This window comes from Planktotalea sp. (genome assembly GCF_018607995.1).
In the GTDB taxonomy this organism is placed as follows: Bacteria; Pseudomonadota; Alphaproteobacteria; order Rhodobacterales; family Rhodobacteraceae; genus Planktotalea.
Window position 1 is genome coordinate 395065 of record NZ_JABBAL010000023.1, and the last position, 15448, is coordinate 410512.

Here is a 15448-nt window from a genome sequence, read left to right on the forward strand (position 1 = left end):
AGGATCGTGTCACCAATGGCAAGATTGGTTCCAAGCTTAATGCTCTCCGAGATCGCACATGCATTTCAGGTTAGCTTTTTGTTGTTCTTATTATTCTTAATCATCGAATTAATCGTTGCCGCCATTTTGATGTCGATGGGCATGATGCTGGTGCCGCCCGCGATCGTATCACTACCCTTCAAACTGGTATTTTTTGTTGTCGCAGATGGCTGGATCCTGATCGCAAGCGAGCTCGTTCAAAGCTATTACTAGTGCAACGCAAAATTCAGCGGAATGCTTAAACCCACTTGGCCAAAGGTGGCAGGCTCATCAACACTGCATTGGCATCATGACCAGTCTCAAGTCCGAATTTCGTACCGCGATCGTAAACAAGATTGTACTCTGCATAGAGTCCACGATGCACCAATTGCGCGTCCTTATCAGCCTCACTCCAATCATCAACGCGCCGTTTCTCGATCAAAGGTTGGTAGGCGGGCAAAAATGCACGGCCAATATCTTGCGTCAGTTTAAAGTCGGCGTCCCAATTACCCGTGCAACGATCATCCATGAAAATCCCACCTACACCACGCGCTCGACCGCGATGGGGGATGAAGAAATATTCATCAGCCCAAGCTTTCAATGCGGGATAATGCTCAATCCCGTGTGGATCGAGAAAAACCTTTTGAGTGTTATGAAAATGCGCCGTATCTTCTTCATACTCAAGACAAGGGTTAAGATCTGATCCACCTCCGAACCACCATGCATGTGGCGTCCAAAACATGCGCGTGTTCATATGGACAGCAGGGCAGTGCGGGTTCTGCATGTGAGCAACAAGGGAAATCCCGGACGCCCAAAACCTTGGGTCTTCCGCCATCCCCGCTATCCCTTTTCGTGCGGCCATCGCCGCCTGCGCGCGTGGGGCAAGAGTTCCGAAAACCGTGGATATATTAACGCCCACCTTCTCAAAAACCCGACCACCGCGCATCACGCTCATTTCGCCGCCGCCTGCGTCTGTCCCATCATCTGAGTGCCGTGTGGTTTTAGTCACCTCAAACGCGCCCGCTGGTTTATCATTCATAAGGCCGACTGAATGGCTGTCTTCCAAGGATTGAAAAGCCGAGACGATGTCGTCGCGCAAAGTCTTAAACCACTGAGCTGCCTGCGCTTTTTCAGCTTGCATTTCAGATGTCATGTCGTGCTCTCCTCGGTAACTCACTCGTTTTTCTATTAATGTGCCGGAGCGTGCACCGGGTCAAGCAATGTACGACCACCATCAAGCGTTAAGATTTGGCCAGTCATAAATCCTGAGCCATCCGAAGCCAAATATTGCACCGCTTCCGCCAATTCATGGGGCGCAGCAATTCGACCAAGCGGTGTGTTGTCTTCGATTGTCTCGCGATATTCTTGGGAGTCGCGCAGGGTCTCTTTTAAACTGGCGCTCATCACAGATCCGAAAGCGACGGCGTTCACCCGAATTCGGGAGTCGGCCAGTCCCACCGCCATCGACCGTGTTAATTGGTCGAGCGCTGCAGTTGAAACCGAATAAGCCAAGAGTTCTGGACGTGCGCGGCGTGCGGCGATGCAAGAAAGGTTAATGATTGATCCGGCCGATCCCTCTTCGCGACCCTCGAATTGTTTTATCATCCGTCGTGCAACCAATTGGGACAGGCGAAAACTGGTCATTAAATTTTGCTGTAGCAGCACGTTCATCGAATCATCATCAGCATCAAGTGGATCAGTTTGTAAGATCTGACGTGACCCATTCACCAGAACATCCACTGAATCAAACGCGTCAATCGTCGCAGATAGCAAGTTTGCGACAGTCAGTTTTTCGCGCAGATCACCAGAAAAATAGCGGATATTGCCGTCTTCACTTTGATCGCCTAATTCACTAACCAGGCGGCTGTCATCCATATCCGCAAACATGACATTTGCACCTTGGTCAGCAAAATGACGCGCGATTGCAAGACCAATCCCGTTGGCAGCACCCGTCACAATTGCGGTTTTTCCATCAATTGAAAAAGACATCGTCACTCTCCGCGCAAATGGTTAATTTTTCGGTATTATCCAAGCTTAGCGCGCCCGCGCGTCGCGCAGACGACTTTGAAACGATTTGTTCGCGCGAGCAAATCATATTTGTCAAAACTTTGCTCTATCGTTGGTTCATATGGCAAATGCGCGTTGGCCACCAAAAACAGCTTGCCCCCAGGGCGCAATAAGCGTGCCGCGGCACGGACAAAGCTGATACCAATCTGTGGCTCTGCGATGCGGGAGGTGTGAAACGGCGGGTTCATGATTATCGCATCCAAAAGCTTGCTTGGACGCCAATTCAAAGCATCCGCCCAATGAAATTCAGCGCGCGGATCTTCAACGTTTGCGCGCGCGCATTCCAAAGCTGCGGCATTGTCCTCAACTAAATGTAAGGTCTCAATTGACGGATGTTCAGACAGAGCCCGATCAGAAAGATAGCCCCACCCTGCACCGAGATCGGCGACATCCCCGGACAGGCCCGTCGGGATATGTTTCATCAACATTTCGGAAGCGGTATCGATATCATCTGCGGAAAACACACCTGGCGATGTCAAATATCCGCCCTTATTTTTCTCTTCTGTGACAACGGGTTGCAGAAAATCTTGTGCGTTACCACTTTTGAACCAAAGCGTCTTTCCGTGACCTTTAGAATAACTCTCAACCCCCGACACTAAGCGGGTAATCTGTTTTGCAACGCTTTCTATGCCGTCAGTTTTCTGACCATCCACGATGATCCAACCCTCCGGTGCGGCCGCGATCGCAGCACTGATCAATTGCCAGATCTCTGATTTGGAGCGCGGGAGCAAAACCAAGGCATGTGCACATGTTTCATCTATCGCGCGTGTGACCGAAATATCCGCCGATTTAAGCGCTTTGTTCACAGTAAACATGTCACTGACACAACGCAGATCGCCCTTGTTGAGCCCACTCAAGCGCTCAAGTGAAATAGGCCCAAACACTGCAATCGTACCGTCAATCGCCGGCAAAAGCTCAGCGCGACGCGCAAGATCCAGACGCGCATGCTTCATAACAATGCTATTCTTTTTCCATCGTGCATTGCAAAGGATGTTGGTGACGCCGTGCGAAATCCATCACTTGGCCAACCTTGGTCTCCGCAATTTCATGGCTGAACACACCTACAACCGCGACACCCTTTTTATGGACAGTCAGCATAATCTCAAAAGATTGCGCGTGATTGAGGCCAAAGAAGCGTTCTAGAATGAGGACGACAAACTCCATCGGAGTGTAATCATCGTTCAATAACAGTATCTTGTATAGCGGAGGTTTACGCGTCTTCGGACGCATCTCTACGATGACACTTTCATCAGTGTCATCGTTAAAATTGCCAGAAGCTTTAATGGGCTGAAACGTCATCGGTGCGGCTGTTCTCGGATTCTCGGATATTCCATCTCTATATAACCCCAATACCCGAATAGAAAAGAGCGGAGCACATAAGCAAAGAGCTGAATCGTTCAAATTCTTCTAAGCGAAAAGCGAAGAGCGAGGGAAAAAGCAGCGCAAGAACACTTTCTTGACACAATCGCTTGTCTTGGGGTTGCTTGGCGTTCAACCGCTATATGTTGCTATTTCAAGAAGAAGAAAATCGATAAATTCCATTGTTTTGAATACTTTATTAATCGAAACTTATGTGTTATGCAGGAATCTAAAAAACAGGCCAGCCAAAAAATCGGCGGCGTTGAGGCAGAAAAAGGCAGAAATCGTGAAGGTACGGCACACATCGCCGGCCCGTTTAGGGCTATTGGTCATCTCACTTCTTTGGTTGGTGGTTGCGCTTCCGCTAAGCGTATCTGCGGCCCCTTATGCGGCTTATGTTATGGACGCGCGCTCTGGCGAGGTTCTGCATGCGCGCAACGCTGATACGCGCTTGCATCCAGCATCGCTAACCAAGATGATGACGCTCTATGTCGCCTTCCAAGCCATTGAAAATGGAGAGATTACTCTCGACACTACAGTGAAAATTTCTGCCAATGCTGCGGCGGAGCAACCCTCTAAACTTGGACTGCGTTCCGGCCAAAAGATCAAATTTCGCTACCTCATTCGCGCAGCGGCAGTGAAATCTGCAAACGATGCAGCGACGGCCATTGGCGAAATCCTTGAGGGTTCTGAAGCAGCCTTCGCGCGGCGTATGACCCGCACTGCAAAATCTCTTGGCATGTCCAAGACCACCTTCAAAAATGCTCATGGTCTGACAGAAAAGGGCCACCTCTCAACAGCGCGCGACATGTCCAAGCTGGGGCGCCATCTGCTTTATGACTACCCTGACTACTACAATTTATTTTCGCGCAAATCGACAGATGCGGGCGTGAAAACTGTTCCTAACACCAACCGGCGCTTGCTAAGCAATTACAAGGGCGCAGACGGAATTAAGACTGGGTACACGCGCGCCGCTGGTTTCAATCTTGTAGCCTCCGCAGAGCGCGGTCAGGAACGGATTATCGCGACTGTTTTCGGCGGCAGATCCACCGCGACACGCAATGCGCGGGTGGCTGAATTGCTCGACATGGGTTTCAAGCGTGCGCCCTCTCGCGTGGCGTTGCGAAAGCCCGCGAAACCCGCCTATGGCGGTTCGCGCGCGACTGCGAAAACCATCCGCGTTGTGCGCGCTGTTAAGAAAAGCCTGCGACCCAAAGCACGGTCCTTGCGTCCAGAAACTGCGTCGGTCCTTGTGTCTTTGAAGGATGATGTGCGTCAGGCCTTGGGGGAAGCCCAAGTCAACAGCGCCTCAAACGGGCAAGTCACGCGCGCCTCGACAGCGGCTGTTTTAAGTTCGCCAAAGCCCACAGCACGACCAAAAGCATTGCTTCTCGCTTCTCTCACGCAACCCAAACCAGAGCCGAGTGTGAAACCCAAGCAGCAAGTCGTCACGCGCGTTTCGACGTCAGGTGGGCAGCATTGGGGCATCAACATCGGCCTCTATCCCAACCGTTACAAAGCAGAGCGCGTTTTGCTGAAAACCGCCCTCGCCGAGATGAACGCACTTGACGGTGCTCGTCGCTCTGTGACGGAACGCAAAACTGGCTATGATGCTAATTTCATTGGCCTTTCTCGTGAACGTGCTGATCTGGCCTGTCGCAGACTTGCCGCACGCAATGTGCAGTGCTCTATGATCGGGCCCAGCTCTTAGAGCTGCAATCTAAACCACTTTAGAAACGTCTTTGGCGACGCGCGGTGCACGCCAGCGCGCGTCACAATAGTAGCCAAAGTCTTCCTCATCTTCAAACAATTTGACCAAGCGCCCGTTTTTGATATCAGTTCTCACCCAAACACCTGCGGTTACGGCAATCCCCTGCCCCATACGCTCAGCGTTCAGGGTCAAATTGCCCAGCAAAACCGTCACCCCGCTCTGCCCCGCATCGCACACACCTTGCTTGGCCAGCCACAGCAAACTTTCAGAGGTTCCGACTTCCTGCAAGATCCGGAACCGCGCAAGACCTGCCGGGGATGTTGGGCAATCGTCACAAATGAACGCTGGCGATGCGACCGCAAAGCGCAGTGTTTGAACGAACAGCTGCACGTCCAGCCCATCCCATTCCCCTTGTCCAAACCGGATTGCAAGGTCCGCGCCAGTCGGTCCCAACGCGCTCATGTCCGAGTTTAGATCAATCACCACATTCAACTCGGGATGTTTCGCGTGAAACTCCGCAAGTCTTGGCACCAACCAGTTCGCCACGAAACTCGGCGTAGTGGAAACAACCAAAGGGCGCTCTGCATCTTTTGTGCGCTGATCACTTCAAAACTGGAGCTTAACACTTTGGCAAGCGCAAGGCCTTCCTCCGTCAACAGCGGTTGCCTCGCGGTGCGATCCAATAGAGGCACGTTGAGAAAGCTCTCGAGATTTCTGGTCTGCTAGCTAATCGCCGCATGAGACACGCTGAGGGTAGCGCCCGCGCGCGGCATCGACCCACACTTTCCGCATAGGCATGAAACGCGCGAAGCACAGATAAGGACGGGATATCTAGCCAATTAATATGAAACCTCAGCTTACATATTGAAATTCTTCATGACTCGCATTTTTCCTCGTTTCAACAAATATTCAGAGCATGAAATGAATGAGGGAGAAGAAAATGTTGAACATACTCGCAGACAGCTTTATCCGCGCCTCCTACCAAGACCGCTATCCCAAACCGCGTTGGGACATGCTTGCACACTGGTGCGAACCGCATTATTGTACTCCGAAAACCCCCGCAAATTAGCCGCACAATGATTGATCCGATTGTCTCTCTGGCGCCGCAAATTGCCAAGAATTGCAGCCAAGGTACCTGCCGTGTCGGGCCAGCCTATTGCTGTCAAAAGTTAACAAAACGCCGCTAATTGACCACCCACGGCATCCAGCTTTGGGCGTTTCTACGTGCTCGCGCGATGATCCAGCGCCGCACTTAGAAGCGCCTGCGTATATTCATGTTGCGGCGCATTAAACAGCGCTTCACTCTCGCCTATCTCGACGACATCGCCTTGTTTCATTACCAAAACCTTATGCGACATCGCCCGCACAACGTTCAAATCATGGCTGATGAACAGATAGGCCAGTCCGTATTTTTGCTGCAAACCGCGCAGCAATTCCACGATCTGCACCTGCACCGTCATGTCCAACGCACTGGTCGGTTCGTCCAAAACTACCAATTTGGGTCGCAGTATCATCGCACGTGCAATCGCGATCCTTTGACGTTGGCCACCGGAGAACTCATGTGGATAGCGGTCCATAGTCTTTGGATCTAGCCCCACTTCGCTCATGATGTCCGCCACCATATCACGGGGCGTTTTTGCGCCATCTGTTCCGTGCACGCCAAGCCCTTCGGCGATGATCTGCTCTGCGGTCATGCGCGGTGACAAAGATCCAAAAGGATCCTGAAAGACGATCTGCATGTCCTTGCGCGCAGCTCTCAACTGACGAGTAGACCATGCGCGTGTGTCTTCGCCCGCAAAATTCAAACTACCCTCAGAGGCAATCAAACGCATCATCGCAAGCGCCAACGTCGTCTTACCAGATCCACTTTCCCCAACAATACCAAGGGTTTCACCCGCGCGCACAGACAGTGTCGCATCGTTCACGGCTTTGACGTGGCCAACAGCCTTCTTCAACAGACCTTGTTGAATAGGAAACCAGATTTTTAAATTTTTAGTGTTGGCAATTTCCTTAGCGCCAGCCGGGACAGGATTAGGGGTACCTACCGAATGCGCATTCAGTAAAATCTTGGTGTATTCGTGTTTAGGATTGTTAAATACCTCATCCGTTGGACCCGCCTCGACGATCTCACCCGCCTTCATAACGCAAACTTTATCAGCAATGCTGCGTACAATTCCAAGATCGTGAGTGATGAACAGCAAACCCATGTTTTTGTGCTTTTTCAGGCCTGCCAGAAGCTCTAGGATCTGCGCTTGGATCGTCACGTCAAGCGCTGTCGTCGGCTCATCCGCAATTAATAGATCGGGATCATTCGCCAAAGCCATCGCGATCATAACGCGCTGTCTTTGCCCACCAGACAATTGATGCGGATAAGAATTCAAACGGCTCTCAGGATTGCGAATTCCGACCTCATCCAGTAGCGATAAGATCCGGCCACGCGCCGCGTCTCCAACCACGCCTTGGTGCAAAGCCAGCGACTCACCAAGTTGTTTTTCCAATGTATGCAATGGGTTAAGAGAGGTCATCGGCTCCTGAAAAATAAAACTAATGTCGTTGCCGCGCACTTTGCGCAACAGGGCTTCGTCAGCGCCTACCATCTCTTGGCCCTCATAGGTGATCGACCCGCCTGTCACCGCGCTTGAGCCCAACAACGACACAGAACTCAGCGCTGTGACGGATTTTCCCGACCCGCTTTCACCAACCAACGCAACGGTTTCACCACGATCCACAGTGAAGCTGACGCCACGCACGGCCTCGCTTAGTTGACCATCTTGGCGAAAGGCAACTGTGAGGTCTTTGACCGTCAAAAGGGCGCTCATGAGAAGGTCTTTCTTGGATCAAACGCATCGCGCACGCCCTCAAAGATGAAGACGAGAAGCGACAGCATTACGGCAAACACAGTAAACGCGGTGAAGGCGAGCCAGGGCGCTTGCAAATTCTGCTTGGCCTGCAATGTCATCTCCCCCAGTGAAGGCGACGAGGAAGGTAATCCGAACCCAAGAAAATCGAGGCCTGCTAACGCGCTAATCGTGCCGGTTACGATAAAGGGCAACATGGTGACGGTTGCGACCATCGCGTTTGGCAACATATGGCGGAACATGATCACTGTGTTGCTGACGCCCAAGGCTTTCGCCGCGCGTACATATTCTAGGTTTCGAGCACGCAAAAACTCAGCGCGTACTACTCCAACCAATGCCATCCATCCGAAAAGAACCATAAGGAATACGAGAAGCCAAAAACTACGTCCCAAAATCGCAAACATGATAATGATAATGTAAAGCGAGGGGACCGCGCTCCAAATCTCGATGACGCGTTGGAAAATCAAGTCAACCCAACCCCCGAAGTAGCCCTGCAACGCACCCGCCGCAATGCCGATCACGCTGGCCAGTGAAGTGACAATCAATGTGAACAAGATCGACAATCGGAACCCGTAGATCACACGCGCAAGCACGTCACGCTTCGTGTCATCCGTACCCAGTAAATTTTCGCCGTTGGGTGCGAGCGGCGCAGCACCAGGACGATCAACTGTTGTGTCGTAAGCATACGGAATCATGGGCCAAAGCATCCACCCTTTGGAGAAATCTACGCCCTCTAACGTGCCTGCCTCAATGGCGTCTACCACCCACTCGGGATCGTCCCAGCACTTTTCCAAACCGCCTGATTTGATCAAACATTGCACTTCAATATCGCGGTAAACCGCTTCGGTTTCGAAATCTCCACCAAAGGCTGTTTCGGGGTAAAAATTGAACACGGGCATGCTCAACTCGCCGCGATAGCTGACCGCGATGGGTTTGTCGTTGGCGATGAATTCCGCAAACAGGCTTAGCCCAAATAACACCGAGAAGATGATCAATGACCACAGCGCGCGCCGGTTGTTTTTGAAGTTACGCCATCGGCGTTGATTGAGCGGGGACAGAGCCATGCGATCAGCCCTCCCGCTTTTCAAAGTCGATGCGAGGATCGACAAGCACATACATCAAATCGCTCAAGATACTAACAATCAAACCGATGAGGCCGAAGATAAACAGCGTGCCAAAAATCACTGGATAATCCCGCGCAACCGCCGCCTCAAAGCCAAGTCGACCCAAGCCATCGAGCGAGAAAATCGTCTCGATAATCAGTGATCCACTAAAGAACACAGAGATAAAAACAGCCGGAAAACCCGCGATCACAATCAGCATAGCATTGCGAAACACATGCCCATAGAGCACGCGGCTTTCGCTCAGCCCTTTCGCGCGCGCGGTCATCACATAGTGCTTTTTGATCTCATCGAGAAAGCTGTTCTTGGTCAGTAAGGTCAACGTCGCAAAGGCAGAAATGGTAGAAGCGAGCACCGGCAAAGCGATGTGCCAAAGATAATCGAGCACTTTGCCAATTGGACTAAGGTTCCCAAACCCTTCAGAGGTCAGTCCCCTTAGCGGGAAAATCTGCCAGTAAGAACCACCCGCAAATAACACGAGCAGCAGAATGGCGAACAAAAATCCAGGGATTGCATAGGCCACGATGATCATCGCAGAGGTCCATGTGTCAAAGCTCGTGCCGTCATGAACCGCCTTGCGAATGCCCAACGGAATCGAGACCAGATACGCAATAATCGTCGACCACAGCCCCAGCGTGATCGAAACAGGCATCTTTTCGAGCACCAAATCCACAACGCTGATAGAACGGAAATAACTCTCGCCGAAATCAAGCCGCATGTAATTCCAGAGCATGTTCAAAAACCGCTCGAGCGGCGGCTTATCAAAACCGAATTCTTTCTCTAACTCTTCAATAAATTCTTTAGGCAGCCCACGCGCACCGACATAGTCACTGTCAGATCCGAAGGTTTCTTCCGCAACATCATTGCCCCCGCCGGAAAAGCCCTCAAACACGTCACCCCCACCCTGCATTTGGGCGAGGACCTGTTCAACAGGACCACCGGGAACGAACTGAACTAGCGTGAAATTGACAATCATAATCCCGAACAACGTCGGTATGATCAGCAATAGCCGTCGAAAAATATAAGCGCCCAAAGCGATTTACCTCAAAGCGCCAGAAGCTTTCAGCGCTTCATGCTTCTCTTTGTTATACCACCAAAAATCGAGCACACCCAGCGCAAGGGGCGGCAGATTTTCTGGGTGCTCATACATGTCATAGGACGCAACCCAATGCTTACCCACATAACCAGAATGGATTTGAATGCGCAAATACCGCAACACTCGATCGAGCGCGCGCAACGCTGCCTCTTCTTCTTCCCGCGATGTGGTTTCAAGCGAGCCATCAATGATCGCATCCACCAACGGGCTTTGCAGTGACTGTGGATTATAGGAAGACACCACAGCCGTTTCTGAGCCATACGCCTGCTTGAGGCCCGTTCCTGCCGCCAAGAAAGGCTGGTTGCGGAAGTACATCATGTCCCAGTCTTTGTCGTAATAGCGCGACGCATATTGCGCAGAATCAATCTTCTCCATATCCGCGCTGATGCCCCATTTATTCAGGGTCTGGACGTAGGTCGTTATGATCGCTTCAACGGTGTCACCCGTACTGGAGGACAGCATAATTTTGAATTCAATCAACTTTCCATCGGCATCAACGAACTTGCCATCATCATTAACAAACCAGCCCGCGTCTTTCAGCAATTTCAGCGCCTTACGCTGATTGCGCCGATCAGAAACTGTATCACCGTTGGAGGTATGCGCCATCACAGCTTCGCCGTTCATCACCTCATCTGGCACAAGATCACCAAGGCTTTCTAGGAATGTACGCTCCAACCCTTCGGGCACGCCTTTGGCCTCTAGCGCCGAATTCTCAACAAAGGAATTGCGCTGTTTCGTCAGGCCAAACTGCAAAGACGAAGAGACCCATTCAAAATTATACGCAAGACTCAACGCTTCGCGCACACGCAGGTCCGTGAACGGTTCGCGCAGCATGTTGAACACGAAGCCAGAGGGCGTTGGCGGATTGCCGTTCGGCAACTGCTCGCGCTTGATATAACCCTTTTCGACGCCCGGGAAATCATATCCCGTCGCCCACTGTTTAGTGCTTGTTTCTTGACGGAACGTGTACTCGCCAGCCTTGAAAGCCTCAAATTCGGCGGTCTGATCGCCGAAATATTCTACACGCACGCGATCAAAATTATGACGCCCGATGTTCACGGGCAAGTGCCAGCCCCAATAATCCGGGTTGCGCTTGTAAATGATGAAACGGTTGATCTCGAAATCTTCAACCACATAAGGGCCAGAGCCAAGCTGCGTGAGCAAAGACGGCTCATCAAGACGCTCGCCAGTCTCTTCATACCAGTCTTTGGAAAACACAGGTGATCCACCAACTTGGCTTATCAGGGAGCGGCGTGAAATACCGTCAACAAATGTGTATTTCAGCGTTTGATCATCGATCACTTCAACACCCGAAATGCGTTGCTTAACAGAACGCGCGTAGCTGCGAATGCCCTGCTCTAGGAACAAATTGTGCGTGAACGCAGCATCATGTGCGGTCAACTGGCGCCCATCGGAGAATTTCGCTTCCGGACGCAGGTGAAAGACGCACCATTCTTTGGTCGCAGGATACTCTACCGCTTCGGCAAGGTGACAATACGCATCTGTTATAGAATCTGCCGGAACCGCAGTATCAAAAGGCGCGCGGCTGAACATCGCTTCCGAGATCAAACCCGAATACTGGCCGGGGCGGCCCTTGCTCGCATAGCGGTTCATGCCGTCAAACGTGCCGCGCGTGGAGAGGGAAATTTCTCCACCCTTCGGCGCGTCAGGGTTCACATAATCGAAATGGGTGAAATTCTGTGGATACTGCAAATCTCCGAAAAAGGAATATCCATGACTTCTGATGATCTCTTCAGATCCGCTTTGCGCCAATGCCACTTGCGGCAAGCCCATCGCTACACCAGCACCGCCAGCGGCCATGCCAAGCATCAGATCGCGGCGCTTCAAGGTGATTTCGCTTTTTGGAAATTTACCTGCCATCGTTGTCTCCCAATAACTGTCGCGTTTACGCTTATTTTCTATCTAACATAGCTAAAGCGCTGCACCCATCACATTCAAGCGTTGAATGAATGGACTGGTTGTGAAGAGAGTGTGCGCTGGCGCAAAATCAAGCAACCCCAAAGAAAAAGCCGCCCAAGCGGTTGGCTGGACGGCTTTTAGGATATTCAAAGTAGCAATCTACGCTATTTGATGGTCTCAAGGTAGGCAATCAAGTTCGCGCGATCCGAGTCTTTTTTCAGGCCGGAAAAGCTCATCTTGGTGCCATTAACGTAGCCTTTTGGGTTGGTCAGGAACGCGTTCAGCTCTTCGTAACCCCAGTTGCCTTCCATTTGGGCGAGCGTCGTGGAGTAGCCGAACCCTTCAATGGATCCTTTGTCACGGTTCACAGTGTTGAATAGGTGCGGACCGGTGCCGTTTGCGCCGTCTTCCAGCTTGTGGCAAGCTTTGCACTTGCCAAAGACTTTCTCGCCCTTGCCGATGTCTGCAGCAGCGATCAGTTCAACGATGTTGACCTCTTCGACTTCTTCAACTTCGTCAGCGCTTTCAACTTCAATCACATATCCTGCTAGGTGCTCGCCCTCGCCGTGACCACCACCCATGTGATACAGTTCTTCTGCGGCCCAGCTGCCCATCAGGAACAACAGCAATGCACCGCAACCAGCGCCAAGGATTTTGGTTAATGTCATGGTGTCAAACATGTGTCTTGTCCTATTGGATATCGTTGCGCGGACATCTATGGCTTTCATGAGACTAAGGCAAGGTGTAGAACCCGCGGCGAAACGCCCGAGTTGGACAGTTTTTTAGACACAATTTAAGAGGATACGCACCCATGACCAAAAAGATCGCATTTCAAGGCGAACTTGGGGCCTATTCCCACGAAGCTTGCGCACAGAATTACCCTAATATGGAACCGCTGCCCTGCCGCACGTTCGAGGATGTGATCAACGCCGTAAACTCCAAAGACGCTGAATTTGCGATGCTTCCAGTTGAAAACTCGACCTATGGACGTGTGGCCGACAGTCATCGTTTGTTGCCCAGTTCCGATTTGCACATCGTAGGCGAGGCCTTCACGCGCGTACGCATCAGTCTCATGGCGATGCCGGGTACTGCGCTTTCAAACATCAAAAAAGTTCGCGCACACACGGTTTTGCTCCCACAAGCGGCCGCATTTTTGAACAAACACAACATTCACCCCGAATCTGCCGTCGATAGCGCGGGTGCCGCGGCAGAACTGGTCAAAAACAGTGATATGAACAGCGGCGTACTTGCGAGCGAATTCGCAGCGCAGATTTACGGCCTAAACGTGCTTGCCAAGAACATCGAAGATCACGGGCATAACACCACCCGCTTTTTAGTAATGTCGCGCGACTGTGATCTTTCTAAGCGCGGCGATACGGGCATGTTGACCAGCTTTATCTTTCGCGTGCGCAACCTGCCCGCGGCACTTTACAAGGCGATGGGTGGTTTTGCGACCAATGGGGTCAATATGACCAAGCTGGAAAGCTACATGGTGGATGGGCACTTCACAGCGACGCAATTTTACGCTGACATTGAAGGCCATCCAGAGGATGAAAACGTCAAACGAGCGCTAGACGAGCTCAGCTATTTCACCAGCGAGATCACGATCCTAGGTACCTATCCGCGTGCGCCAGAACGTGCGTGTGCCACAGATTAAGTGCTGTTCTTAGATTTATACTGGCGTTCAATCATAAGCGCGAAATCAACCGCTCGCTTGCGAAACGCTTTTCCAAACGTGATTTTCCAAGCCGCATAGCTTGCACTATCGTAAGGCAAGATAGGCTTTCGGGTTGCAGCTCAATCGCGAAGGACGCTCGCGTACGGCTCTTGGATAACGGCATCAACTCCTGCGTCGCATAGGCGGTCACGTCGTTGCTTTGCAACTCAACCTCTTAGCCGTCACAGGGTTCATAGTCGATCAAATCCGCTTCGATCTTACGGTTTTTGCCGCGAAAATTGAATACGGGGGGCCAGGCCATGCCTGTCCCGTGACGTTTCAGCGAATTAGTTCTGCGCACCTCTGCGCCGCGCCGCAAAGCAGATCGCTCAAACTGATCAAAGTCCTAAAACCATGCGAAAACATCCACAATCGGCGCTTCGATATCTTCTTTTGTTGAAAACTTCATGAGCCTGACCGCTTTGAGTTTCTACTATTTTTGGGAATCTGTAACCTAAGAAAGTTATTTAAGTCTATCGCTCAGCCAATGCTCAAGAATGAAATGCGCGATTGCCCCTTTGCGCGCGGGCAGCATTTTGGGGTTCTCACCCGCAAAAGTCAGCATCATCTCTTCTCGGCTTACCCAGATCGCATCGTCGATCTCAACGGGATCAATGGTGATCTCATCATTCAGCGCCTCGCCATGACAGCCAAACATCAGCGAGTTGGGAAATGGCCATGGTTGGCTGGCAAGATAATCGACCTGCCCAACCTTGATCCCCGCCTCCTCAAAGACTTCCCGCCGTACTGCAGCTTCCAGCGTTTCGCCCGGCTCCACAAATCCCGCCAGCAGCGAATACATCCCCTCGGGCCAACCAGGCGAACGCCCCATCAGCACCGAATTACCTCGCGTGATCAGCATGATCACCACAGGATCAGTGCGCGGGAAATGCTTAGTCCCACATGTGCCGCAATCACGTTGCCAACCTGACATGCTCATCTGGCTCTCAGCACCGCATTTGGAACAAAACCTGTGACTCGAATGCCAAGAAAAGACAGCGCGTGCAGAAGCGGCAAGTTCCGCATCACGCGCCGTCAGCCGTGTCATATTACTGCGCAATTCCGCGAAGACATCTGTTTCAGGCAAATCAGGGTGCTGCTGTTCGGTCGGGTCAAGAAACATGTTCATCGCCGTTTCATCAACGCCCTCAGGGCTCCAATCCGACAGATCATGCGCAAAGACGGCATGCCCCTCGTCAATTCCTAGAAAAATCGCATCTGATGCGCGCCCTTCGAACACAGCATCGCTCATCGGGATGCGTGCGAGGGCGTCCCAATCTCCACGCCGAATCAGAGGCTTGCCGCGCCAGAACACAATCGCCTCCGACGTTGGATCGCTCAAATATGCCGCCATCTCGGGGGTATCACCACGAAACTGCGCGACGCGCTCCAGACCAGAGCCGCCAAATGTCACTGTTTCTGCTAATTTCATGCCTGCACTCCTCAAAACTTTGGCGCACGCTATGTCCGATGCGGTGGCAGGTTCAAGTCTTGCAATGCGCGCAGGGCAATCGTATATGAAACGGGAGAGGTTGGCGCGGGCGAGTGCCTCGCCAACCTGGTCAGATCCGGAAGGAAGCA

The 15448-nt window shown here is 51.9% G+C and carries 15 protein-coding genes and 1 pseudogene; 4 read left to right on the plus strand and 12 right to left on the minus strand.

The window, feature by feature from the left end; translation table 11 throughout:
• Positions 1 to 9: 9 nt before the first annotated feature.
• Positions 10 to 252, plus strand: a pseudogene (locus QZ280_RS10460) (flagellar biosynthetic protein FliP); the annotation flags it as partial.
• A 25-nt stretch (positions 253 to 277) separates the two neighbouring features.
• Here QZ280_RS10460 and hemF read toward each other — a convergent pair.
• The 4 genes from hemF to clpS are packed head-to-tail and all read right to left on the minus strand — an operon-like array spanning position 278 to position 3384.
• On the minus strand, positions 278 to 1171 hold the full coding sequence (gene hemF, locus QZ280_RS10465; RefSeq protein WP_293443685.1) for an oxygen-dependent coproporphyrinogen oxidase: 894 nt from the start codon (positions 1169 to 1171) through the stop codon (positions 278 to 280).
• Between the two features lie 35 nt (positions 1172 to 1206).
• On the minus strand, positions 1207 to 2007 hold the full coding sequence (locus QZ280_RS10470) for an SDR family oxidoreductase (protein ID WP_293443688.1): 801 nt from the start codon (positions 2005 to 2007) through the stop codon (positions 1207 to 1209).
• Positions 2008 to 2042: 35 nt separating this feature from the next.
• Positions 2043 to 3038 (minus strand): class I SAM-dependent methyltransferase, encoded by a 996-nt coding sequence (locus QZ280_RS10475; protein WP_293443691.1) that lies wholly within the window; start codon positions 3036 to 3038, stop codon positions 2043 to 2045.
• Between the two features lie 7 nt (positions 3039 to 3045).
• Positions 3046 to 3384, minus strand: a complete 339-nt coding sequence (gene clpS, locus QZ280_RS10480; RefSeq protein ID WP_293443694.1) for an ATP-dependent Clp protease adapter ClpS — start codon at positions 3382 to 3384, stop codon at positions 3046 to 3048.
• Between the two features lie 346 nt (positions 3385 to 3730).
• Between clpS and QZ280_RS10485 the strand changes: the two genes are divergently transcribed.
• Positions 3731 to 5155 carry a D-alanyl-D-alanine carboxypeptidase family protein gene (locus tag QZ280_RS10485; RefSeq protein WP_293443697.1) on the plus strand — a complete coding sequence of 475 codons (1425 nt, stop codon included), beginning with the start codon at positions 3731 to 3733 and terminating at the stop codon, positions 5153 to 5155.
• Between the two features lie 9 nt (positions 5156 to 5164).
• On the opposite strand, the gene QZ280_RS10490 is transcribed toward QZ280_RS10485, so the two are convergent.
• On the minus strand, positions 5165 to 5728 hold the full coding sequence (locus QZ280_RS10490) for a LysR substrate-binding domain-containing protein (RefSeq protein ID WP_293443700.1): 564 nt from the start codon (positions 5726 to 5728) through the stop codon (positions 5165 to 5167).
• Between the two features lie 367 nt (positions 5729 to 6095).
• On the opposite strand from QZ280_RS10490, the gene QZ280_RS10495 reads away from it, so the two are divergent.
• The gene (locus QZ280_RS10495) at positions 6096 to 6224 is read left to right on the plus strand and encodes a hypothetical protein (RefSeq protein ID WP_293443702.1); all 129 of its coding nucleotides are present in this window, start codon (positions 6096 to 6098) and stop codon (positions 6222 to 6224) included.
• A gap of 151 nt (positions 6225 to 6375) precedes the next feature.
• Here the strand turns inward: QZ280_RS10495 and QZ280_RS10500 are convergent, their stop codons facing one another.
• The 5 genes from QZ280_RS10500 to QZ280_RS10520 form a co-directional block, all read right to left on the minus strand.
• Positions 6376 to 7974 carry an ABC transporter ATP-binding protein gene (locus tag QZ280_RS10500; RefSeq protein ID WP_293443705.1) on the minus strand — a complete coding sequence of 533 codons (1599 nt, stop codon included), beginning with the start codon at positions 7972 to 7974 and terminating at the stop codon, positions 6376 to 6378.
• Positions 7971 to 9077, minus strand: a complete 1107-nt coding sequence (locus QZ280_RS10505; RefSeq protein WP_293443708.1) for an ABC transporter permease — start codon at positions 9075 to 9077, stop codon at positions 7971 to 7973. The genes QZ280_RS10500 and QZ280_RS10505 overlap by 4 nt, the downstream gene beginning before the upstream one ends.
• Before the next feature lie 4 nt (positions 9078 to 9081).
• Positions 9082 to 10167 carry a microcin C ABC transporter permease YejB gene (locus QZ280_RS10510; protein ID WP_293443711.1) on the minus strand — a complete coding sequence of 362 codons (1086 nt, stop codon included), beginning with the start codon at positions 10165 to 10167 and terminating at the stop codon, positions 9082 to 9084.
• 6 nt (positions 10168 to 10173) lie between these two features.
• Positions 10174 to 12111 (minus strand): extracellular solute-binding protein, encoded by a 1938-nt coding sequence (locus QZ280_RS10515; RefSeq protein ID WP_293443714.1) that lies wholly within the window; start codon positions 12109 to 12111, stop codon positions 10174 to 10176.
• A 203-nt stretch (positions 12112 to 12314) separates the two neighbouring features.
• The gene (locus QZ280_RS10520) at positions 12315 to 12830 is read right to left on the minus strand and encodes a cytochrome c family protein (protein ID WP_293443716.1); all 516 of its coding nucleotides are present in this window, start codon (positions 12828 to 12830) and stop codon (positions 12315 to 12317) included.
• Between the two features lie 131 nt (positions 12831 to 12961).
• Between QZ280_RS10520 and QZ280_RS10525 the strand changes: the two genes are divergently transcribed.
• Positions 12962 to 13807 (plus strand): prephenate dehydratase, encoded by an 846-nt coding sequence (locus QZ280_RS10525; RefSeq protein WP_293443719.1) that lies wholly within the window; start codon positions 12962 to 12964, stop codon positions 13805 to 13807.
• A gap of 31 nt (positions 13808 to 13838) precedes the next feature.
• Here QZ280_RS10525 and QZ280_RS10530 read toward each other — a convergent pair whose 3' ends face one another.
• Together QZ280_RS10530 and nudC are read right to left on the minus strand one after the other, a co-directional pair.
• Positions 13839 to 14033 carry a hypothetical protein gene (locus QZ280_RS10530; RefSeq protein ID WP_293443722.1) on the minus strand — a complete coding sequence of 65 codons (195 nt, stop codon included), beginning with the start codon at positions 14031 to 14033 and terminating at the stop codon, positions 13839 to 13841.
• 297 nt (positions 14034 to 14330) lie between these two features.
• Positions 14331 to 15299: an NAD(+) diphosphatase gene (gene nudC / locus QZ280_RS10535; protein WP_293443725.1), complete on the minus strand. Its 969-nt coding sequence runs from the start codon at positions 15297 to 15299 to the stop codon at positions 14331 to 14333.
• Between the last annotated feature and the right edge of the window lie 149 nt (positions 15300 to 15448).